Here is an 18,330-nt window from a genome sequence, read left to right as displayed (position 1 = left end):
AACGCACTTCTCCTAACATTTATTAATCTTCACTATTTTCGAATTGACTTTTATAAAGACTAGAATAGAAACCATTAGCTTTAAGTAAAGTTTCATGATTACCTTGCTCTATTATATCTCCATCTTTCAATACTAAAATTACGTCAGCATCTCTTATAGTAGATAATCTATGTGCAATTACAAAGCTAGTTCTATTAGACATAAGGTTATACATTGCTTTTTGTATAAGCACTTCTGTTCTTGTATCAACAGAACTTGTAGCTTCATCAAGAATAAGTATTTTAGGATTAGATAAAATTGTACGTGCAATAGTTAAAAGTTGCTTTTGACCTTGAGAGATATTGCTTGCTTCTTCATTTAAGATCAAGTCATATCCAGCAGGTAGTGCTCGTATAAATTCATCACAATGAGCAGCTTTTGAAGCTTCCAATACTTGTTCATGAGTAGCATCAAAATTTCCATATTTAATGTTATCTAAAATACTAGCATTATAAAGCCACGTATCTTGAAGAACCATTCCAAACATGCTTCTTAAATCATTTCTAGTAAAAGCATTAATGTCATAGCCATCAATCAAAATTCTTCCAGAATTAATATCATAAAATCTCATTAAGAGTTTGATAATTGTTGATTTTCCGCCACCAGTAGGCCCAACAATTGCAACTTTTTGACCAAACTTAATTTTACATGAAAAATCATTAATAATTATTTTATCTTCGTTATAGCCGAAATGTACATTTTTAAATTCTACATTACCAATTACCTTATCTAATATTATTGGATTTTCAGTTTCAAGTATTTCTTCTTCCTGATCTAAAAACTCAAATACACGTTCTGCAGCTGCTGCTGTAGATTGAAGGGTATTTGAAATATTGGCTAATTGTGCAATTGGCTGATTGAAGGAACGCATATATTGAATGAATGCTTGTACATCTCCGACTTCAATTGATTTTTTTACTGCTAAATATCCGCCAAGAATACAGACTAAAACATAACCAATATTACCTACAAAGGTCATAATAGGCATCATCATTCCTGAAAGAAATTGGGACTTCCATGCTGAATCATATAATTCGTCATTTAATTCTTTGAATTTAAATATAGCCTCTTTTTCACCATTAAATACTTGCACAACATTATGGCCGGAATATATTTCTTCAATATGTCCATTCATATGTCCAATATACTCTTGTTGAGTTTTGAAGTATTTTTGTGATTTCTTTACAACGAACATTATGAGCCCCATAGACAGTGGGAGGGTTAAGACCGCTACCAATGTTAATGTAGGACTTATGCTAAGCATCATAATAAGTATACCAACAACAGTTACAGCAGAAGTTATTAATTGAGTAAGACTTTGATTTAAAGTTTGACTCAAAGTATCAACATCATTAGTTATCCGAGATAATACTTCTCCATGAGTTCGTGAATCAAAATATTTTAAAGGCATTCTATTTATCTTTTCAGAAATATCTTTTCTAAATCTATAAGTGATTTTCATAGATACACCAGACATTATATATGCTTGTGCATATGAAAAAATTGCTGAAATAATATATAAAACTACTAAAACTAAAATGCAATTTCTTATATATTTAAAGTCTGTTAAAAGATTAGTTCCAGAATAATATGCTATTAGTCCTTCAAAAAGCTTAGTAGTTGCCTTACCAAGAATTTTTGGTCCTACAATAGAGAAGATAGCTGAAAATATAGCAAAAATTATAACTATTACAATTTGTAATTTAAACTCATACATATATTTAAATAAAGTTAGCATTGTTTCTTTGAAATTCTTAGCTTTTTCTCCTCCAGCCATACCACGACCCATTCTTGGCCCCATGCCCATAGGCCTGCTAGAATTTGTTTTTTTTTCACTCATTCTAACTCCTCCTTACTAAGCTGAGATAAAGCAATTTCTTGATAAACTTCGCAGGTTTTCATAAGTTCTTCGTGAGTACCGCATCCAACAATATGTCCTTTATCTAAAACGATAATTTGATCAGCCGTCATAATCGTACTTATTCTTTGTGCTACTAGCAAAACTGTGCTAGAACCTGTTTCTTCTTTTAATGATTTTCTAAGTGCTGCATCAGTTTTAAAATCTAATGCTGAAAAACTATCATCAAAAATGCATATTTGAGGTTTTTTTACTAGTGCGCGTGCAATTGATAAACGTTGCTTTTGTCCACCAGACACATTATTACCACCTTGGGCTATTGAAGTTTCAAATTTTTCTGGCTTAGAGTCTATAAACTCCATTGCTTGTGCAATTTTTGAGGCTCTTAGAATATCATCTTCACTTGGATTTTTACCACCATAAGCTACATTACTTTTAATTGTTCCTGAAAATAAAATTCCCTTTTGTGGAACATATCCAAGGTTATCCCTTAATTCATGTAGACTTAAGGTGCTTACATTTATGCCATCTATTAAAACTTCACCACTTGTAGCATCATAAAATCTTGGGATTAAATTGATCAATGATGATTTTCCACTACCAGTTGATCCAATAAATGCTGTTGTCTGTGAAGGTTTAGCAGTAAAACTTATATTATGCAGAACATCTTCTTCTGCTCCAGGATAACTAAAACAAACATTTTTAAATTCTATAAGCCCAGTAGAAGTTTTCAAATTATTACTTGGAGGAGAAGAATCTTTAATCGAAGGCTCTGTCTCAAGAACATCTGCAATACGATTAGCGGAAACAGAAGCTCTTGGAATCATAATAAACATCATTGCCATCATTAGAAATGCCATTATTATTTGCATTACATATTGCATATATGCCATCATTTCTCCAACATCCATCTTAAAAGCAGAAACTTGATTTGCACCAACCCATACAATTAAAACCGTAACTAAGTTCATTAGAAGCATCATGGCAGGCATCATTCCAGATGTAATCCTATTTATAAAAAGATTAGTATCTGTAAGATTTTTATTGGCCTTGTCAAATCTATCTTCCTCAAATTTTTGGGTATTAAAAGCTCTAATAACAAGCATACCATCAAGATTTTCACGAACTACAAGGTTAAGCTTATCAATTAAACTTTGAACAATCTTAAATTTAGGCATTACTAAAGAAAATATAGTTCCAATAAGTCCTAAAAGACTTATTATAGAAAGAACTATAATCCAAGACATTGATTTACTATTGGCTAGTGCATGTATAAAACCACCAATACCAAGAATAGGTGCATAAAAAATTATTCGTATGAGCATAACAATAAGAGTTTGAATTTGCGTAACATCATTTGTTGTTCTTGTAATAAGAGAAGATGTAGCAAACTTATCAAACTCAGCATTTGAAAAAGCTTCAACTTTTTCAAATAAATCAATTCTTAGAGACTGGCTTATTCCAGCAGCAACTTTAGATGCAATGAATCCTACTGCGATACTGAAAATGGCACTAATAAGAGAAATTCCAAGCATTTGAAAACCTAATTTTATTATGTACATTGCATCACCATTACTTATTCCTTTATTTACAATATCAGACATATAGTCTGGTAATGCGAGGTCACAAATTGCTTGTCCAAACAATAGTATAATTGAGACAATAACAATGCCAATATAGGGTTCAACATACTTCATTAATCTTGCCATATAATAAATTCACCTCGCTCAACTAATATATAGATTTTATGATACTACTGTATCATAAAATTGTAAATATCATGCTATTATAATAAAAATTTACATTTGATAAAGTTGTGGATTAGCGAAGAATTATCTGTTTTCGTAGATGAATTTGATATCCATATTATATACAATATTAAACAGTATAAAATAATATTAAATGCACACCCTAATAATGAGGTGATACAAATGGATAATAATAAAAATAGAGTTAAAGATAGACCTAAATCTAATGCAGAACGCAGAAAAATAGATCCTAAAGGTAATGCAGACTTGGGAATTATTGAAGGCAAGAAAATAGGTGCACCTCCACATAAGGAAAAGGATCATCTGTAAGAATAAAGAGGATATATCAAAATGATTCTTGAATCAATTTGACATATCCTCTTTTATTCTTTGTTGATTATTATTAATCTAAGCATAAATATAAATCATCATGATAAAATATTATATCAAAAATATGTAAAAGGAGAAGTGCAGATGAAATTAGAATTAACGGTGTGTGAATTGGGCGAAGTTTTAAAGAAAATAGAAGAAAAATATAAATTAGACATATTAGTTAAATCAACATTGAGTGGCGGTTGGATGACCATTACAGGTGAAGCCACTATATTAAAAGTTCCAGGTGATGTAAAAGTGGGTTGCTGTGGGAAAGGTGATAACATTATAGATATAATGATTAAAACAGAAAACCAGCCATATGGAATTATTGTAAAACTTACAGGTGCTAAAAATAAAAAATTTATTATAGATATAGCAAGTACCAGATATAGAGAAATATCTTCAAATAACTTAACTATAAATCAAATAAAAGTAAATGAGAATGAAAGCAAATTAAGGATTGATGAGGATATTATATTTACAATAAAAGCATCAGTTAATGAAATAGCAAAGATTATAGAAAACTAAATAGTGACATGTATAAAATAATGATGAATGAACAAACTATTATAAGAGTTATAGGAGTAGGTAGGTGATGTAAATGGATAATAGTATGAAAAGAAAACATACCAATAAACATAAAAGTATAAATCATAATCCGCAAGCAGAAAGTTCAAAAGCAGTTTTTGGTGAACCAAAAGCTAAAGATTCTGAATTTATTCCCAAAACCTTTGATTAAAAGTAATATTAAAAGATATTCATATAGTTGTTTATGGATATCTTTTTAGGTAAAAGATTTAATATGAAAATGGGAAATTATAAATGAAAATGAAATAATACGCGAATGGGATATTATAAAAATGTAATATTGAATAAAAAAGCATTTATAAATTTTACAGAAAAATTACTAAAGGTTATGAGTGAAACAATATAATTTTAATAAATACAAGTAATAAAGATTATAGGATGAATAAACATCTTATAGTCTTTATTTCTTATTTCTTTAGATGATTAATACAATAAAGAGGAACTATTTAAAAAAAGTAGTCATAATGTCTTTGCTTAAATGAATATATTTTAGTTATAAGGGGAAGGAGTGTTTATGATGAGTATGAACTTTAAAGAATTTATAGAAATAGATAGAGAAAAAGGCAACACCCTAAGATTTGAAGGCAGTTTTTTAGATTATCTAGAGCTTGTCAAGGAAAATCCAGAAGTAGTAATTCTTGCACATAAAAGAATTTATGACATGATTATTAATAAGGGAGTAGAAGAATTAAAAGCTGAGGAAAATCCTAGAATACGAAAAGTCTATGGGAATGATTTAATAAGAAGATATGGTTTTTTCAAAGAAGATTTTTATGGAATTGATAAAGTTATCATGAAGCTTGCTAGTTATTTTAAATCAGCAGCTATGAAGGGTGAAGAAGCAAGACAAGTTTTATATCTTGTTGGCCCAGTTGGTGCTGGTAAATCATCTATAGTTGAGAGCTTAAAATCTGCATTAGAGGATTGTGAGCCTGTTTATGCTTTAAAGGGATGTCCAATGCATGAGGAACCGCTTCATCTTATTCCAAAACATTTAAGACCTAGGTTTGAGGAAATGCTTGGAGTACAAATTGAAGGAGATTTATGTCCTATATGTAAATATAGGCTTACTCATTACTATAATGGAATATATGAAGATTTTCCAGTTGAAAGAACAGAATTTTCTATTAGATCAAGAAAGGGAATAGGGGTAGTACCACCAGTTGATCCTAATAATCAAGACACTTCAATTTTAACAGGTTCTGTTGACATATCTAAAATGGATTTATATTCAGAAGATGACCCGAGAATATTTTCTTTAAATGGTGCTTTTAATGTTGGAAATAGAGGACTTGTAGAATTTATTGAGGTATTTAAAAATGATGTTGAATATCTTCATACAATAATTACTGCAACTCAAGAAAAATCTATACCATCGCCTGGTAAAGGTTCTATGCTTTATTTTGATGGAGTTATAGTTGCTCATTCAAATGAGGCTGAATGGAATAGGTTTAAGTCAGACCATACAAATGAAGCTATACTAGATAGAATAGTAAAAGTTGAAGTTCCATATTGTTTAGAACTTGATGAGGAAGTTAAAATATATGAAAAAATATTAAAAAGAAGCAATTTCAAGGCTCATATAGCACCACATACTATTGAAATTGCAGCGATGTTTGCAATACTTTCAAGACTTACACCTTCAGCTAAAGCAGATGCTATGACTAAACTTAAAATTTACAATGGGGAAGAAATTGTTGAAAAGGGGACAACTAAGAAGATTGACATTGGAGAACTTAGAGAAGAAGCGGGACAATATGAAGGAATGAAGGGTATAAGTACAAGATTTATTATAAAAACTATAGATAATGCGCTTTCAGAATCAGGATATGATTGTATAAATCCACTTAGCATAATGGAAAGTATAATAAGATCAGTTAAGGAACTTGATATTGCATCTGATGACAAGAAAAGGTATTTAGGATTTATTCAAGATAATATTAGAAAAGAATATAATAAAATTATTGAGAGAGAAATTACTAAGGCATTTATACATTCATTTAGAGAACAAGCAGAGAGTCTATTTAATAATTATATAGATAATGCAGAAGCTTACGTAAATAAGAGTAAAATAAAAGATATTTCAACTGGAGAAGAGCTTAACCCGGATGAAGAATTTATGAGAAGCATAGAAGAACAAATAGGGGTATATGCAGCATCAGCTAAAGGTTTTAGATCAGATGTTACTTCATATATGTTTTATATAGTTAGAAAAGGTGGAGGCTTGGATTATACATCGTATGAACCTTTAAAAGAAGCTATAGAAAAGAAACTAACAGCTTCAGTTAAAGATTTATCTAGAATTATAACTAGGTCAAAGGTTAGAGACAAAGAACAAGCTGAAAAATATGATTCTATGGTGGAAGAAATGAAAAAGAATGGATATTGTCTTCATTGTTGTGATGTGATTTTAAAATATGCAGCTAATAATTTATGGAGAGATTAAAGTAGATTATGGCAATATTTAGAGATTATACTAATAATCCAATTGATCACGACAGATCCATAGAAGATAGAAGAAGACATAGACAACTTGTAGAAAAATCAATAAAAGAGAATTTGGGAGATATATTATCAGAAGAGAGTATTGTTGGGGAAAGTAAAAATAAAAAATTTAAAATACCAATTAAGGGAATCAAAGAATATCAATTTGTTTATGGAAAAAATTCTAAAGGTGTAGCTAGTGGCATTGGAGATGAAAAAAGAGGAGAAAAGCTCGGAAAAGGAAATAAAAAATTAGCTAAAGGAAATCAAGGGGCGGGAAATGAAGAGGGAGATGATGTCTATGAAACAGAAATCACTCTTGAGGAATTAATGGATTATATATCTGAAGACTTAAACTTGCCTAACTTAGATGAAAAGAAGTATTCTGAAATAATTACTGAAGCCAGTAGTAAAAAAAGAGGATATAAAACTCATGGAATAAGACCTAGACTTGCAAAGAAGAAAACAGTTATGTCCAAGATTGCAAGGAAGCAAGGTAAAAAAAGAGCATTGAAAGAATTAGAAAGTGATCAAGAACTAGATAGATTTCCATTTAGAGAAGAAGATTTAAGATACTATAGGGTCAAGATGAAACCAAAAAAAGATAGCAATGCAGTTATGTTATTTATTATGGATGCTTCTGGTTCAATGGACATAACAAAGAAATATTTAGCAAGATCATATTTTTTTGTATTAGCTACTTTTTTAAAAAGAAAGTATAACAATATAGCCTTTGAGTTTATATACCATACAACGGTTGCAAAAAGAGTAGATGAATATGAGTTTTTTCATAAATCTGAATCTGGAGGCACGTATATATCAAGTGGTATTAATGAAGCATTAAAATTAATTGAAGAAAAATATCCACCAGCAGCATGGAATATATATAGCATATATGCAAGTGATGGAGATAATTGGTCAGAAGATAATGAAAGAGCAGTTATGGCAGTTAAAAGTATATGTAAAGTTAGTAATATGTTTGGTTATGCAGAACTTTTGCCATCAACATATACAACAACAATGTATCATAAGTTTAAAAAAGAAATAGTAGATGAAAAATTTGTTCCTGTAATTATAAAAGAAAAAAAGGATTTATGGGAAGCACTTAAGATTATGCTTAGGAAGGAGTTAGGCACATGAAAAAATAACAGACCAAAATAGACAAATATATTGGTCTGTTATTTTTTAAAGGTGCTGTGAAGGAGGAATAAAAAATTGGGATATAGTTTTAGTGATATCGAGAAGTGGAATGAAAAAATAGAGAAAAAGGTTAAGGAATATGGATTAGATTTTTATCCTCAAGAATTCGAAATGATAGGTTTTAATGAGATGATAGGGTATGAAGCTTATGTTGGAATGCCATCAAGATATCCACATTGGAGTTTTGGTAAATCTTATGAGAAAAATAAAACACTATATTCTTTAAACCTCACAGGGCTTCCTTATGAAATGGTAATTAATTCAGATCCTTGTTTAGCATATTTAATGAAAGATAATACATTATTACTGCAAATATTAACAATGGCACATGTATACGGACATAATGACTTTTTCAAAAATAATAGATTGTTTAAACAGGGAACTAATGCAAAATATACTTTGGAAATGTTTAATTTAGATGCAAAAATAATAAGAGAATATATTGATGATCCAAGTATAGGATATGCTGAGGTTGAGAGAATATTGGATGCTGCCCATGCCATAAGATTTCAATCTAAACGGAATATTGGGATAAAAGAATTATCAAATGATGAGATTAAAGAAAATATATTAAAAGAGTATGAGAATAAAAAAGAAAATAGAGGTATAGTAGATTCTTATGAAGAAATAAAGTTACCAGATTTGGAGAAAATTCCATTAGAACCTGTAGATGATCTTATTGGATTTATAATAGATTATGGACATCTAGAAGAATGGGAAAAAACTATTTTAAGAATAGTTAAAAGAGAAACAGAGTATTTTATTCCTCAAATTGAAACTAAAATAATGAATGAAGGTTGGGCAAGTTATACTCATTATAATATTTTAAAGCAATTAGAATTACCACAAGAGCTACATCTTGAGTTTTTAAAAAGGCATAATGATGTAATAGCACCTGCTATAGGAGGATTAAATCCATATTATATTGGCTTCAAAATATTTGAAGATATTGAAAAGCGATATGGAAAGGAAAAAATATTTGAAGTTAGGGAAATTGAGCGTGATTCTTCTTTCTTAAGACGTTACTTGACTAGAGAATTATGTGAAGAATTAAATTTATTTCAATATAATATGAGGACATTTGATACTCTTATTGAAGAAATATCAGATGAAACTGGCTGGAAAACTATAAGAGATACGCTTTCGTATACCTCAGGAATAGGGAATATACCATACATTAGAGTTATAGATTATAACAAAAAGAATTATACATTAACTCTAGAAAATGTATTTGATGGGAGAGTCTTAGAGCTTTCTTATGCTAAAGAAACCTTAAAGTATGTTCAAGAGCTTTGGGGTCATGATGTTAAATTAATTACTAAATCAAGCGATAAACAAGAAGTGATTTTAACTTGCAACCAAGAAAAGAAAATAACTGTATCATAAATGCTGAAGTAACAAAAAAAATAAAAATGAATATTGTATTTATGTAAGAGAGTAATATTTTTAGGAGATTATGATGAACTTAAAGGGTAGTAAAACTGAAAGGAATTTATTTAAAACATTTGCTGGAGAATCTAGAGCAAGAAATAAATATACTTTTTATGGAGATAAAGCTAGAGCAGATGGATTTATGTATGTTGGAGAAATATTTGATGAAACTGCAGGAAATGAAAAAGCTCATGCCAGAGAGGCGTATATAAGATTTTTAGATAGGATTAGTAGTACAAAGAATAACTTAATAGAAGCGGCACTTGGAGAGTCAGAAGAAAGTAAGGTCATTTATAAAGAATTTGAAGATATAGCTAGAGATGAGGGTTTTGATGAAATTGCAGATTTCTATAAAGAACTTCAAGAAGTAGAGGAACATCATAAAGAAAGATTCTTAAAATTAGCTAAAGAGATTAAAGATGGAAAAATGTTTAAATCAGATGAAGAAAGTCAATGGTTATGTTTAAATTGTGGATATATTTATGAAGGTACAGAGGCACCTATGAAATGCCCATTATGCAAATATCCAAAATCATATTTTAAAAAATTAGATAACAAGGATTGCAAATAGGAGGGCAAAATAAATGATTTATCAATATCCGGAAGAATTTATAGTGCCTGTTGTTTATGTTCAGGATTTTAAAGGTAAAACTTTTTATAGATGCAAAGACTCTAAATACTTAAATGAAGGTGAACTAGCAATACCAGATGAAGAATCAAAAGAAGATGAAATGTTTTTAGCAAAGATAGATATATATGGAACATTTCAAAATAAAGACATAAATTTTTTAAACATGGATGGAGAAGAATTTCAAAAACCTATGATTAAGGGTGATATAGTTAAATCGGATTTAGATAATGAAAGTATAAAAAGTATATTAAGTGATGTAGATGAGGATTATGCAAATAGTGAAACCTTAAATATTTAAATATAAAAGTGAAATTAATTGTATAAAGGATAAGGTATGAAGTTTGAGGATTTAGCTAAAAAGCAATATGAAGACATAGATAATTTAAGTGCGTTATTAAAAAGTTATGTAGATTCCTATAGATTATTAATCGCAGGAGCATCAGAATTAAATAATGTGAATTTAACAAAGAAAAGTGAGGTCAGGAAAGCACTCGATAGAGTTGATAATGTTGGTGAATTAATAGACAAACTAATAAATATATTAGATAAATGTGAAGGATCATATTTAAAATATTGTAAGATTAAATCTGATTATATTACAATAAGTACAGAAAAAGATAAGATATTCACAGAAATAGATAATGAATTAAATTTTCAAAATTCTGAAAGAGAAGAATATTAATCACATCTTTGATGAACCTTAAAAAGTTAAGTTTTAATAAATGTTAATAAAAAAACTCTGTCTCGAAATTATAAGACAGAGTTTTTTTATTGATCCTTATATTTTAAACTTTCCTCAATTTAATTTTGCTTACCATCAAATAGGAACCAATAATCATTAAAAGAACTACAAGATAAAGTGATATTATCAATTGTAAGTTAAGTTTGATAATTATTAGTGAAAAAAAGGCCATAAAACAACCAACTATAGTTATTGGTACACCAGTAAAGGAACCATCAAACTCAGCAGTATTAAATCTAGCCAATCTATATGCACCACAGATTGGAAATAATAATAGTACTACAAAACCTAATAATCCATTTGGTCCAAAAGACTCCAGATTAAATAATATATATACTAATATAGATGGTGCTACTCCAAAAGAAACCAAATCAGCTAAAGAATCTAACTCTTTACCTAAATCGCTAGAAACATTTAAAAAACGAGCTACTCTTCCGTCATATCTATCTACCAATCCTGCAAGTAAAATAAATACACCTGCCATTGCATATTTTTCATCCATTACTGATAATATGGATATAATTCCACAAGATAAATTAATAAAGGTAAATACATTAGGAATACAACTTTTCCTCATAAAATCACTCCTAAAATTATATAAAATACTTATAAAGCATTATTATAGCATATAAATGAAAATAATATAAGGGATAAATTTATTTTCATATTTTATTAAGATTGTATAGTATCGACATTAAATAAGTAAAATGATATAATTAAAGTTATCTGATAATAAATATATGTAATGATTTGCTAGAAATTTAACATATATACAGTGGAAATTCTTATATTTAAGTTTGATTTTTTAAAATAAAATTTTGCGAGTTAATTTTAGGGAGAATTAAAAAAATTTATATAAAAAAATTATGGGAGGTACGTTAATTTATGAAAAAGGTAAGATTCATATACAACCCATACTCAGGAGAAAATAACATAATAAATGAATTGGATAATGTTATAAAGTTGCATCAAGAAGTAGACTTAACAGTTGTTCCATATAGAATTCAAAAGGGTAAAGATTTGGCAGAAGCCTTAGATATAATAGATGAAACGTACAGCTACATCTTAATAGCTGGTGGTGATGGAACTGTAGATTCTTTAGTAAATGCTATGAAACATAGAAATATAAATATACCTATAGGAATATTACCGGTTGGAACTGCGAATGATTTTGGAAAGTTCATTAATATGCCAAGCGATATACAAGAAGCTTGTAAGCAAATTTTAGATTCAAAACCAGTAGCAGTTGATGTTGGCAAAATAAATGACGATTACTTTATAAATGTTGCGAGTACAGGACTTTTTACTGATATATCGCAAAAAATAGATGGAAATTTAAAAAATACAATAGGAAAGTTAGCATATTATTTAAAAGGCCTTGAAGAATTACCTAACTTTAGAAAGTTAAAAGTAAAGTTATCATCAAAAGAATGTGATTATGATGGAGAGATGTATTTACTTTTAGTATTTAATGGTAAGACAGCTGGAAATCTTAATTTAGCAACGGAAGCAGAAATCACAGATGGGAAATTAGATGTAATAATGTTTAAAGCTATACAAATAATCGAATTATTACCATTGTTTATAAAACTTTTAAAGGGAGAACATTTAGATTCGGATAAGGTTGTTTATTTTAAAACAGATGATGTATATATTGAATCTTCGGAAGACATTGTAACAGATATTGATGGAGAAAGAGGACCAGATTTTCCATTAAGAATTCAATGTATTAAAGGTGGAATTGAAATTTTAGGTATAAAATAAAATAAATTATAATAAATATAAGTAACAGGAATGTGGATGGGAGCGTAATTTTGTGAACTTTGCATACTATTTGTTTTTGTTACTTATAATTTTTTTGTCTATTTCAATTATGAAAAAGAATTTAGAAGTTTCACCAAAGAAAATAAAAATTTATTTAACCCTGGTAATTACATTATTTTTATTAAGAAATATAGCATTATTTCTTTTGTGTATATTAAAGAACAGCACTATAATATATTATTTAAAATCAATAATATTTTTAAATCATTTATCAATTCCGCTTATAATATTAGCTATAACTTATATTTATGTAAGATCGGAAAAATTAAATTTTGATGGTAGTTATATTATTGCAATAATAATATGTGTTATTTATATGGAAATAATATATATTTCTAAAGTGACAGTGCAAGTAAGCTACTTATATGGCTTTATATTAGATATAGATAAAGAAACAACTTTATTTTTATTTTCATTGATATTACTTGGAGCTTTATTTGTATTAAATGTAATTCTACTAGATAAACCTTTTGTAAATAAAATGGGTATATGGTCTATAATAATAGCAATTTCAATAACAATGATAGAAAATGTTATTATTTTAGGTGGAATTAAAATTTTTCCATATTCAGTAATAGGGGATGTGATATTCCTCATAATTATAAATTCAGTATTAAAAAAATTTAAAGTATATTCGAAAACATAAAAAATGAGCTGTTTCAATAGAGACAGCTCATTTTTACTACACTGTATAGTCTGCTAATTTTCCCGAGTAGATTAAATCTAATCCAGATAAAGAAGGGAAATCTTGTGGACGCATTAAAGAAAAATGTTTTTTTAATTTAACAGATTTAGATTCTTGCAATACATAAGCTACAAACTGTGAGCAAACATAATGGTATTGCCTCTTATAAGGTATATTAAACAACATGGCTACAAGTCCTGCAAAGTTATATCCATATTTATCTTTATTTTCTTCAAAGTTAAGTATTGATTGTTGAAGAGTTAAGTATTGATTTTCAGATATAGATATACGATAAATTTGGCATAGAGTATCATCATGCGCTTTATAAACACCTTCATTTACATCTTCCTTAACAAAACCTGCAATTAGAGGCATATATAAATTTTGTCTAGCAAAGCTATATAATGAATTGAGATCTTCATCAAGAGCTATGGAAGCATGGTTATATGGCGCACGTGTAAATAATTGAAATATTTTTGAACAGTTTGTCCCAGTTTGACTTATCATTATATAAATATTTTTATTAATAATTACCATCCCATTTCTACTTAAGTTATATCTCTCTAGTATGAATAAATAATCTCAATTTCTATTTAAACTAAATACATTCAATATTTTAAAATAAGTTGAAGGTTAAATAATATAATTTAATCTAACATAATAGATTAAATTATATTATTTATATTACCATAAGAATAGGGGCTATATAAACAAGAATAATTTTCTTTAAATACAAATAGCTACCTCACAAATGCAATGTTATCGTAAGATAGCTATTCTTTTAATGTACTCTTTTTTTAGTATTGCTGTTCTTTCGAACAGAGCTTTTTGAATTTTTATTTGAAATATTTTTTGAATTATTATTTGAATTATTATTTCCAGTAACATTTGAGTTTTTATTAGAAGAATTCTTGTTGTTTATATTAGAATTATTATTTTTACTAGTAACTGATTTTCTTTTAGAGGAATCACTACTATTTTTAGTCACGTTATCAGTAGAAGATTTACTGTTATTTTTATGTTTGCCTTGATAGCCAAGCTTTCCGGGAACAAATCCTATTAAGCAATCTTTTCCGTTACCAATTAAATCTTCTCTATGGGCTTTGATTAATGCTTTCTTAACCTTTAGATGGTTTTTAGGTACAGCAAATTGTATTAATGCTCTTTGCATATCTTTTTCTTCGGAAGTTGTTGGAATATAAACTTCTTCTCCTGTAATTGGATTAACACCCGTATAATACATTGTAGTTGATAAACTACCTGGAGTTGGGTAAAAATCTTGTACTTGCTCTGGTGTATATCCCATTTGTTTTATATATTCAGCTAGCTCTATTGCTGCCTTTAAGTCTGAACCAGGGTGAGAGGACATTAAATAAGGAACTAAAAATTGTTTTTTATCTAGTTTATCATTTATTTGAAAATACTTATTAACAAATCTATCATAAATTTCCTTTGTTGGCTTACCCATTTGATTTAATACTCTGGGAACAACATGCTCTGGAGCAACCTTTAATTGACCACTTATATGATGTTCACATAATTCTTTAAAAAAGGAATCATTTTTATCATGTATAAGATAATCATATCTAATTCCTGAACGAACAAATACTTTTTTTATTCCAGGAAGATTTCTAATTTTCTTTAAAAGTGAAAGATATTCAGTATGATCAATTATTAAGTTTTTACAAGGAACTGGGAACATACATTGTTTATTTTTACAAGTTCCATGCTCTATTTGCTTATTACAAGCTCTATGCCTAAAGTTTGCAGTAGGTCCTCCAACATCATGGATATATCCTTTGAAGTTAGGCAAAGTTGTTAATAGTTTTGCCTCTTCAATTATTGATTCTTGGCCTCTATTTTGAATAACTCTTCCTTGGTGAAAAGTTAAAGCACAAAAGGAACATGAACCAAAACATCCTCTATGACTAGTTATTGAAAATTCAACTTCTTGTATTGCAGGTATTCCACCTTTAGCTTCATATATTGGATGATATGTCCTTGTATAAGGCAAATCATAGGTTATATCCATTTCTTCTTGTGTTAAGTCTTCTTGAGGAGGATTCTGAACTAAATATCTATCTCCATATTTTTGAATTAAAGTGCGTCCATTTATAGAGTCCTGTTCATAATATTCTAATTTATAAGCTTCACCATAAGCCTTTTTATCAGTAGATACTTCTTCAAAGGAAGGTAATGTAACTGCATTTTTAATATTGGACACATCTTTAGTTAAATAACAAGTTCCACGTACAGTAGTAATATTTTTAATACTTGCGCCATATCTTAATAAATCAGCAAGCTGAACTACCGTCTTTTCGCCCATACCATACATTAATAGATCCGCTTTTGAATCCACAAGAATACTGCGTCGTACCTTATTATCCCAATAATCATAATGTGCAAATCGTCTCAGACTTGCTTCTATTCCGCCGATTGCAATAGTTACATCTTTATAAGCTTCTCGTATTCTATTACAGTAAACTATAACAGCTCTATCAGGTCTATGACCAGCTTCACCACCGGGAGAATATAAATCTTCACGCCTTGTTCTTTTGGCAGTAGTGTAATGATTAACCATAGAGTCTATGTTTCCTGAATTAACTAAAAAACCATACTTAGGTTTACCAAGTGTTTTAAAGTCTTCGCAATCATTCCATCTTGGTTGAGCTATAATTCCAACAGTAAAACCCTGTGCTTCAAGGGTTCTACCTATAATAGCAGTTCCGAAAGAAGGATGATCTACATAAGCATCACCAGAAACAATAATAAAATCTAGCTGTTCAATTTTTCTTTTTTCTAAATCCTCTTTACTAATAGGTAAAAATTCCTTGCAAAGTTTCATATATTATTAACTCCAATTCTTTAAATTCTTCAAAGTTTATTCTTAAAGTATATTAACATAACAATAATTAGTTTACAAACAATATACACATATAATATATGGAAGATTTTATATTCAAGACTAGGTGAATTTAAAAATACTTCTAAGGAATAAAAATTTATTGCGTTTTTACGTCTATGTAATATAATAAGTAGAGATAGTAATATATAAGGGTGGTGAATAAGATGGAGGATGGACCTCAGAATATAAAATACAATATAGCAAAAACTAAATATATTCAGAAGAAAAGTCTTTTATCTGAAAGCAAACTCAAAATGTATAAGTAAAGGTAAGATTTATTTAGAAGTATGAGTTCCATTTAAAGACTTTCTTTCTGTGCGAAAGTAGGGAGGACATAGTTATGATGGAATTATCTATATTTCTATATACAAATATTATAGATAAAAAGGTCTATGATGAATTTGGAGATGTTTTAGGGCTTTTAAGAGATGTTTATGTAACTACAGAAGAAGGTTATCCTAGAGTAATTGGTTATAAACTCAAAAGAGATGGAGTGACATTTCATTATGAATTTAGGTATATAGAGTTTGCCAATAAAGATGGAAAAGTTAAGATAAAAACAAGGGGAAGTAAAGAAATACTTCCAATGAGATATAGTTATCTTCTTTCTGAAAATCTATTAGATAAAAAGATAGTTGATATAAATGGAAAGCAAGTTGTTAGAGTTAATGATTTAAGGATTGCAAAAATTGCTGGAGAGTATAGGGTTATTGGAGTTGAAACAGGACCACTCGCTAGATATAGAAGATTAAAGATAGCAGGCATTATGAAGTTTTTATATAAGTTTATGAGAAAAGACTTAGAAGATAAAGTTTTAAGATGGGATGATGTTGAATCCTTAGAAATGGTTGATAATAATCTAAAATTAACTGAGCCATATAAGAAGTTATCAACGCTACATCCTGCTGACCTTGCAGATATATTAGAAAATTTAGATACAAATTCAAGAAAGCAAGTATTAGAGTCTTTAGATGAAGATTTAGCAGCTGACACTCTAGAAGAAATAGATTCAGAATACAAAGGAACTATAATTAAGGAGTTATCAGATAGTAAAACTGTTGAAGTATTAGAAAATATGCCTAATGATGAAATTGCTGATTTATTAGATGATTTAGATGAAGAAGAAAGAGAAAAAATATTAGTAAATCTAGAAAAGGAAGATGCAGATGAGGTTAAGGAACTTTTAAAATACGAAGATGAAACTGTTGGTAGTATAATGAGTAAAGAATTTATATCTGTTAATCTAGATATTACTGTTGGAGATACAATTGAAATGTTAAAAGAAATGAAACCAGATGAAGAAGTTATTCATTATATATATATAACAAATGAAGAAGAACATATTGAAGGTGTGGTTTCTTTAAGAGATTTAATAATAAATGATACTAATATAAAAATAAAAGAAATAATGGATGAAATAGTATCACGTGTAAAGCATGATGATGAAATAAATGAAGTTATAGAAGTTGCAGCAAAATATGATTTAAATTCTGTACCAGTAGTAGATGAAGAGGAAAGACTAGTAGGAATAGTAATTATTCATGACTTAATAGATGAATTTTTATATCCTCTTTGGAAAAAGAAAAATTAATAAAGTCGACATTTTTTAAGGAAAATTCTTAAAAAGTGTTGACTTTTTTGTTATATAGAATATAATAATACTATAAACCATAGTAAAGTACTAAGAATTAAAAACTATGAAAAAGGAAAGTAACATGAAGGAAGTTTACAGAGAGAAAAGAAAGCTGAGAACTTTTTATCAAGAATTTATGTGAAGTGCCCTTTGGAGTTGAAATCTGAAGTATAGTAAGATTCTCCGG

At 28.6% G+C, this 18,330-nt stretch carries 15 protein-coding genes; 10 read left to right on the top strand and 5 right to left on the bottom strand.

Annotated features, from left to right (window positions below; genetic code table 11):
* Window positions 1-22: 22 nt before the first annotated feature.
* Both DIC82_01645 and DIC82_01640 read right to left on the bottom strand, forming a co-directional pair.
* On the bottom strand, window positions 23-1,879 hold the full coding sequence (locus DIC82_01645; GenBank protein AWK49871.1) for a multidrug ABC transporter ATP-binding protein: 1,857 nt from the start codon (window positions 1,877-1,879) through the stop codon (window positions 23-25).
* Entirely contained in the window at window positions 1,876-3,606 is a 1,731-nt protein-coding gene (locus DIC82_01640) for a multidrug ABC transporter ATP-binding protein (GenBank protein AWK49870.1), read from the bottom strand. Before DIC82_01640 ends, DIC82_01645 begins: the two co-directional genes overlap by 4 nt.
* A 513-nt stretch (window positions 3,607-4,119) precedes the next feature.
* On the opposite strand from DIC82_01640, the gene DIC82_01635 reads away from it, so the two are divergent.
* The 7 genes from DIC82_01635 to DIC82_01605 all read left to right on the top strand — a co-directional run bounded on the left by DIC82_01635 (window position 4,120) and on the right by DIC82_01605 (window position 11,036).
* Window positions 4,120-4,548: a UDP-N-acetylglucosamine pyrophosphorylase gene (locus tag DIC82_01635; GenBank protein ID AWK49869.1), complete on the top strand. Its 429-nt coding sequence runs from the start codon at window positions 4,120-4,122 to the stop codon at window positions 4,546-4,548.
* Window positions 4,549-5,131: 583 nt separating this feature from the next.
* Window positions 5,132-7,054 carry a serine protein kinase gene (locus DIC82_01630; GenBank protein AWK53011.1) on the top strand — a complete coding sequence of 641 codons (1,923 nt, stop codon included), beginning with the start codon at window positions 5,132-5,134 and terminating at the stop codon, window positions 7,052-7,054.
* 8 nt (window positions 7,055-7,062) lie between these two features.
* Entirely contained in the window at window positions 7,063-8,232 is a 1,170-nt protein-coding gene (locus DIC82_01625) for a sporulation protein YhbH (GenBank protein AWK49868.1), read from the top strand.
* 75 nt (window positions 8,233-8,307) lie between these two features.
* Window positions 8,308-9,678: a stage V sporulation protein R gene (locus DIC82_01620; protein AWK49867.1), complete on the top strand. Its 1,371-nt coding sequence runs from the start codon at window positions 8,308-8,310 to the stop codon at window positions 9,676-9,678.
* 73 nt (window positions 9,679-9,751) lie between these two features.
* Window positions 9,752-10,294: a rubrerythrin family protein gene (locus tag DIC82_01615; protein ID AWK49866.1), complete on the top strand. Its 543-nt coding sequence runs from the start codon at window positions 9,752-9,754 to the stop codon at window positions 10,292-10,294.
* A 13-nt stretch (window positions 10,295-10,307) separates the two neighbouring features.
* Window positions 10,308-10,652, top strand: coding sequence for a hypothetical protein (locus tag DIC82_01610; GenBank protein ID AWK49865.1), 345 nt, complete (start codon window positions 10,308-10,310; stop codon window positions 10,650-10,652).
* A 36-nt stretch (window positions 10,653-10,688) separates the two neighbouring features.
* The gene (locus tag DIC82_01605) at window positions 10,689-11,036 is read left to right on the top strand and encodes a hypothetical protein (protein ID AWK49864.1); all 348 of its coding nucleotides are present in this window, start codon (window positions 10,689-10,691) and stop codon (window positions 11,034-11,036) included.
* Between the two features lie 103 nt (window positions 11,037-11,139).
* Here DIC82_01605 and pssA read toward each other — a convergent pair whose 3' ends face one another.
* On the bottom strand, window positions 11,140-11,673 hold the full coding sequence (gene pssA / locus DIC82_01600) for a CDP-diacylglycerol--serine O-phosphatidyltransferase (GenBank protein ID AWK49863.1): 534 nt from the start codon (window positions 11,671-11,673) through the stop codon (window positions 11,140-11,142).
* A gap of 308 nt (window positions 11,674-11,981) precedes the next feature.
* Between pssA and DIC82_01595 the strand changes: the two genes are divergently transcribed.
* Window positions 11,982-12,860 (top strand): lipid kinase, encoded by an 879-nt coding sequence (locus DIC82_01595; GenBank protein ID AWK49862.1) that lies wholly within the window; start codon window positions 11,982-11,984, stop codon window positions 12,858-12,860.
* Window positions 12,861-12,912: 52 nt separating this feature from the next.
* Entirely contained in the window at window positions 12,913-13,566 is a 654-nt protein-coding gene (locus DIC82_01590) for a hypothetical protein (GenBank protein ID AWK49861.1), read from the top strand.
* A gap of 36 nt (window positions 13,567-13,602) precedes the next feature.
* Here the strand turns inward: DIC82_01590 and DIC82_01585 are convergent, their stop codons facing one another.
* The gene (locus tag DIC82_01585) at window positions 13,603-14,133 is read right to left on the bottom strand and encodes a hypothetical protein (protein ID AWK53010.1); all 531 of its coding nucleotides are present in this window, start codon (window positions 14,131-14,133) and stop codon (window positions 13,603-13,605) included.
* Between the two features lie 253 nt (window positions 14,134-14,386).
* The gene (locus DIC82_01580; protein ID AWK49860.1) at window positions 14,387-16,450 is read right to left on the bottom strand and encodes a YgiQ family radical SAM protein; all 2,064 of its coding nucleotides are present in this window, start codon (window positions 16,448-16,450) and stop codon (window positions 14,387-14,389) included.
* Between the two features lie 403 nt (window positions 16,451-16,853).
* On the opposite strand from DIC82_01580, the gene DIC82_01575 reads away from it, so the two are divergent.
* Window positions 16,854-18,101, top strand: coding sequence for a hypothetical protein (locus DIC82_01575; GenBank protein AWK53009.1), 1,248 nt, complete (start codon window positions 16,854-16,856; stop codon window positions 18,099-18,101).
* Window positions 18,102-18,330 lie beyond the last annotated feature (229 nt).

The sequence above is a fragment of the Clostridium beijerinckii genome, from assembly GCA_003129525.1.
Taxonomy (GTDB): Bacteria; Bacillota; Clostridia; order Clostridiales; family Clostridiaceae; genus Clostridium; species Clostridium beijerinckii_D.
This window is presented reverse-complemented; position numbering and strand designations above follow the sequence as displayed.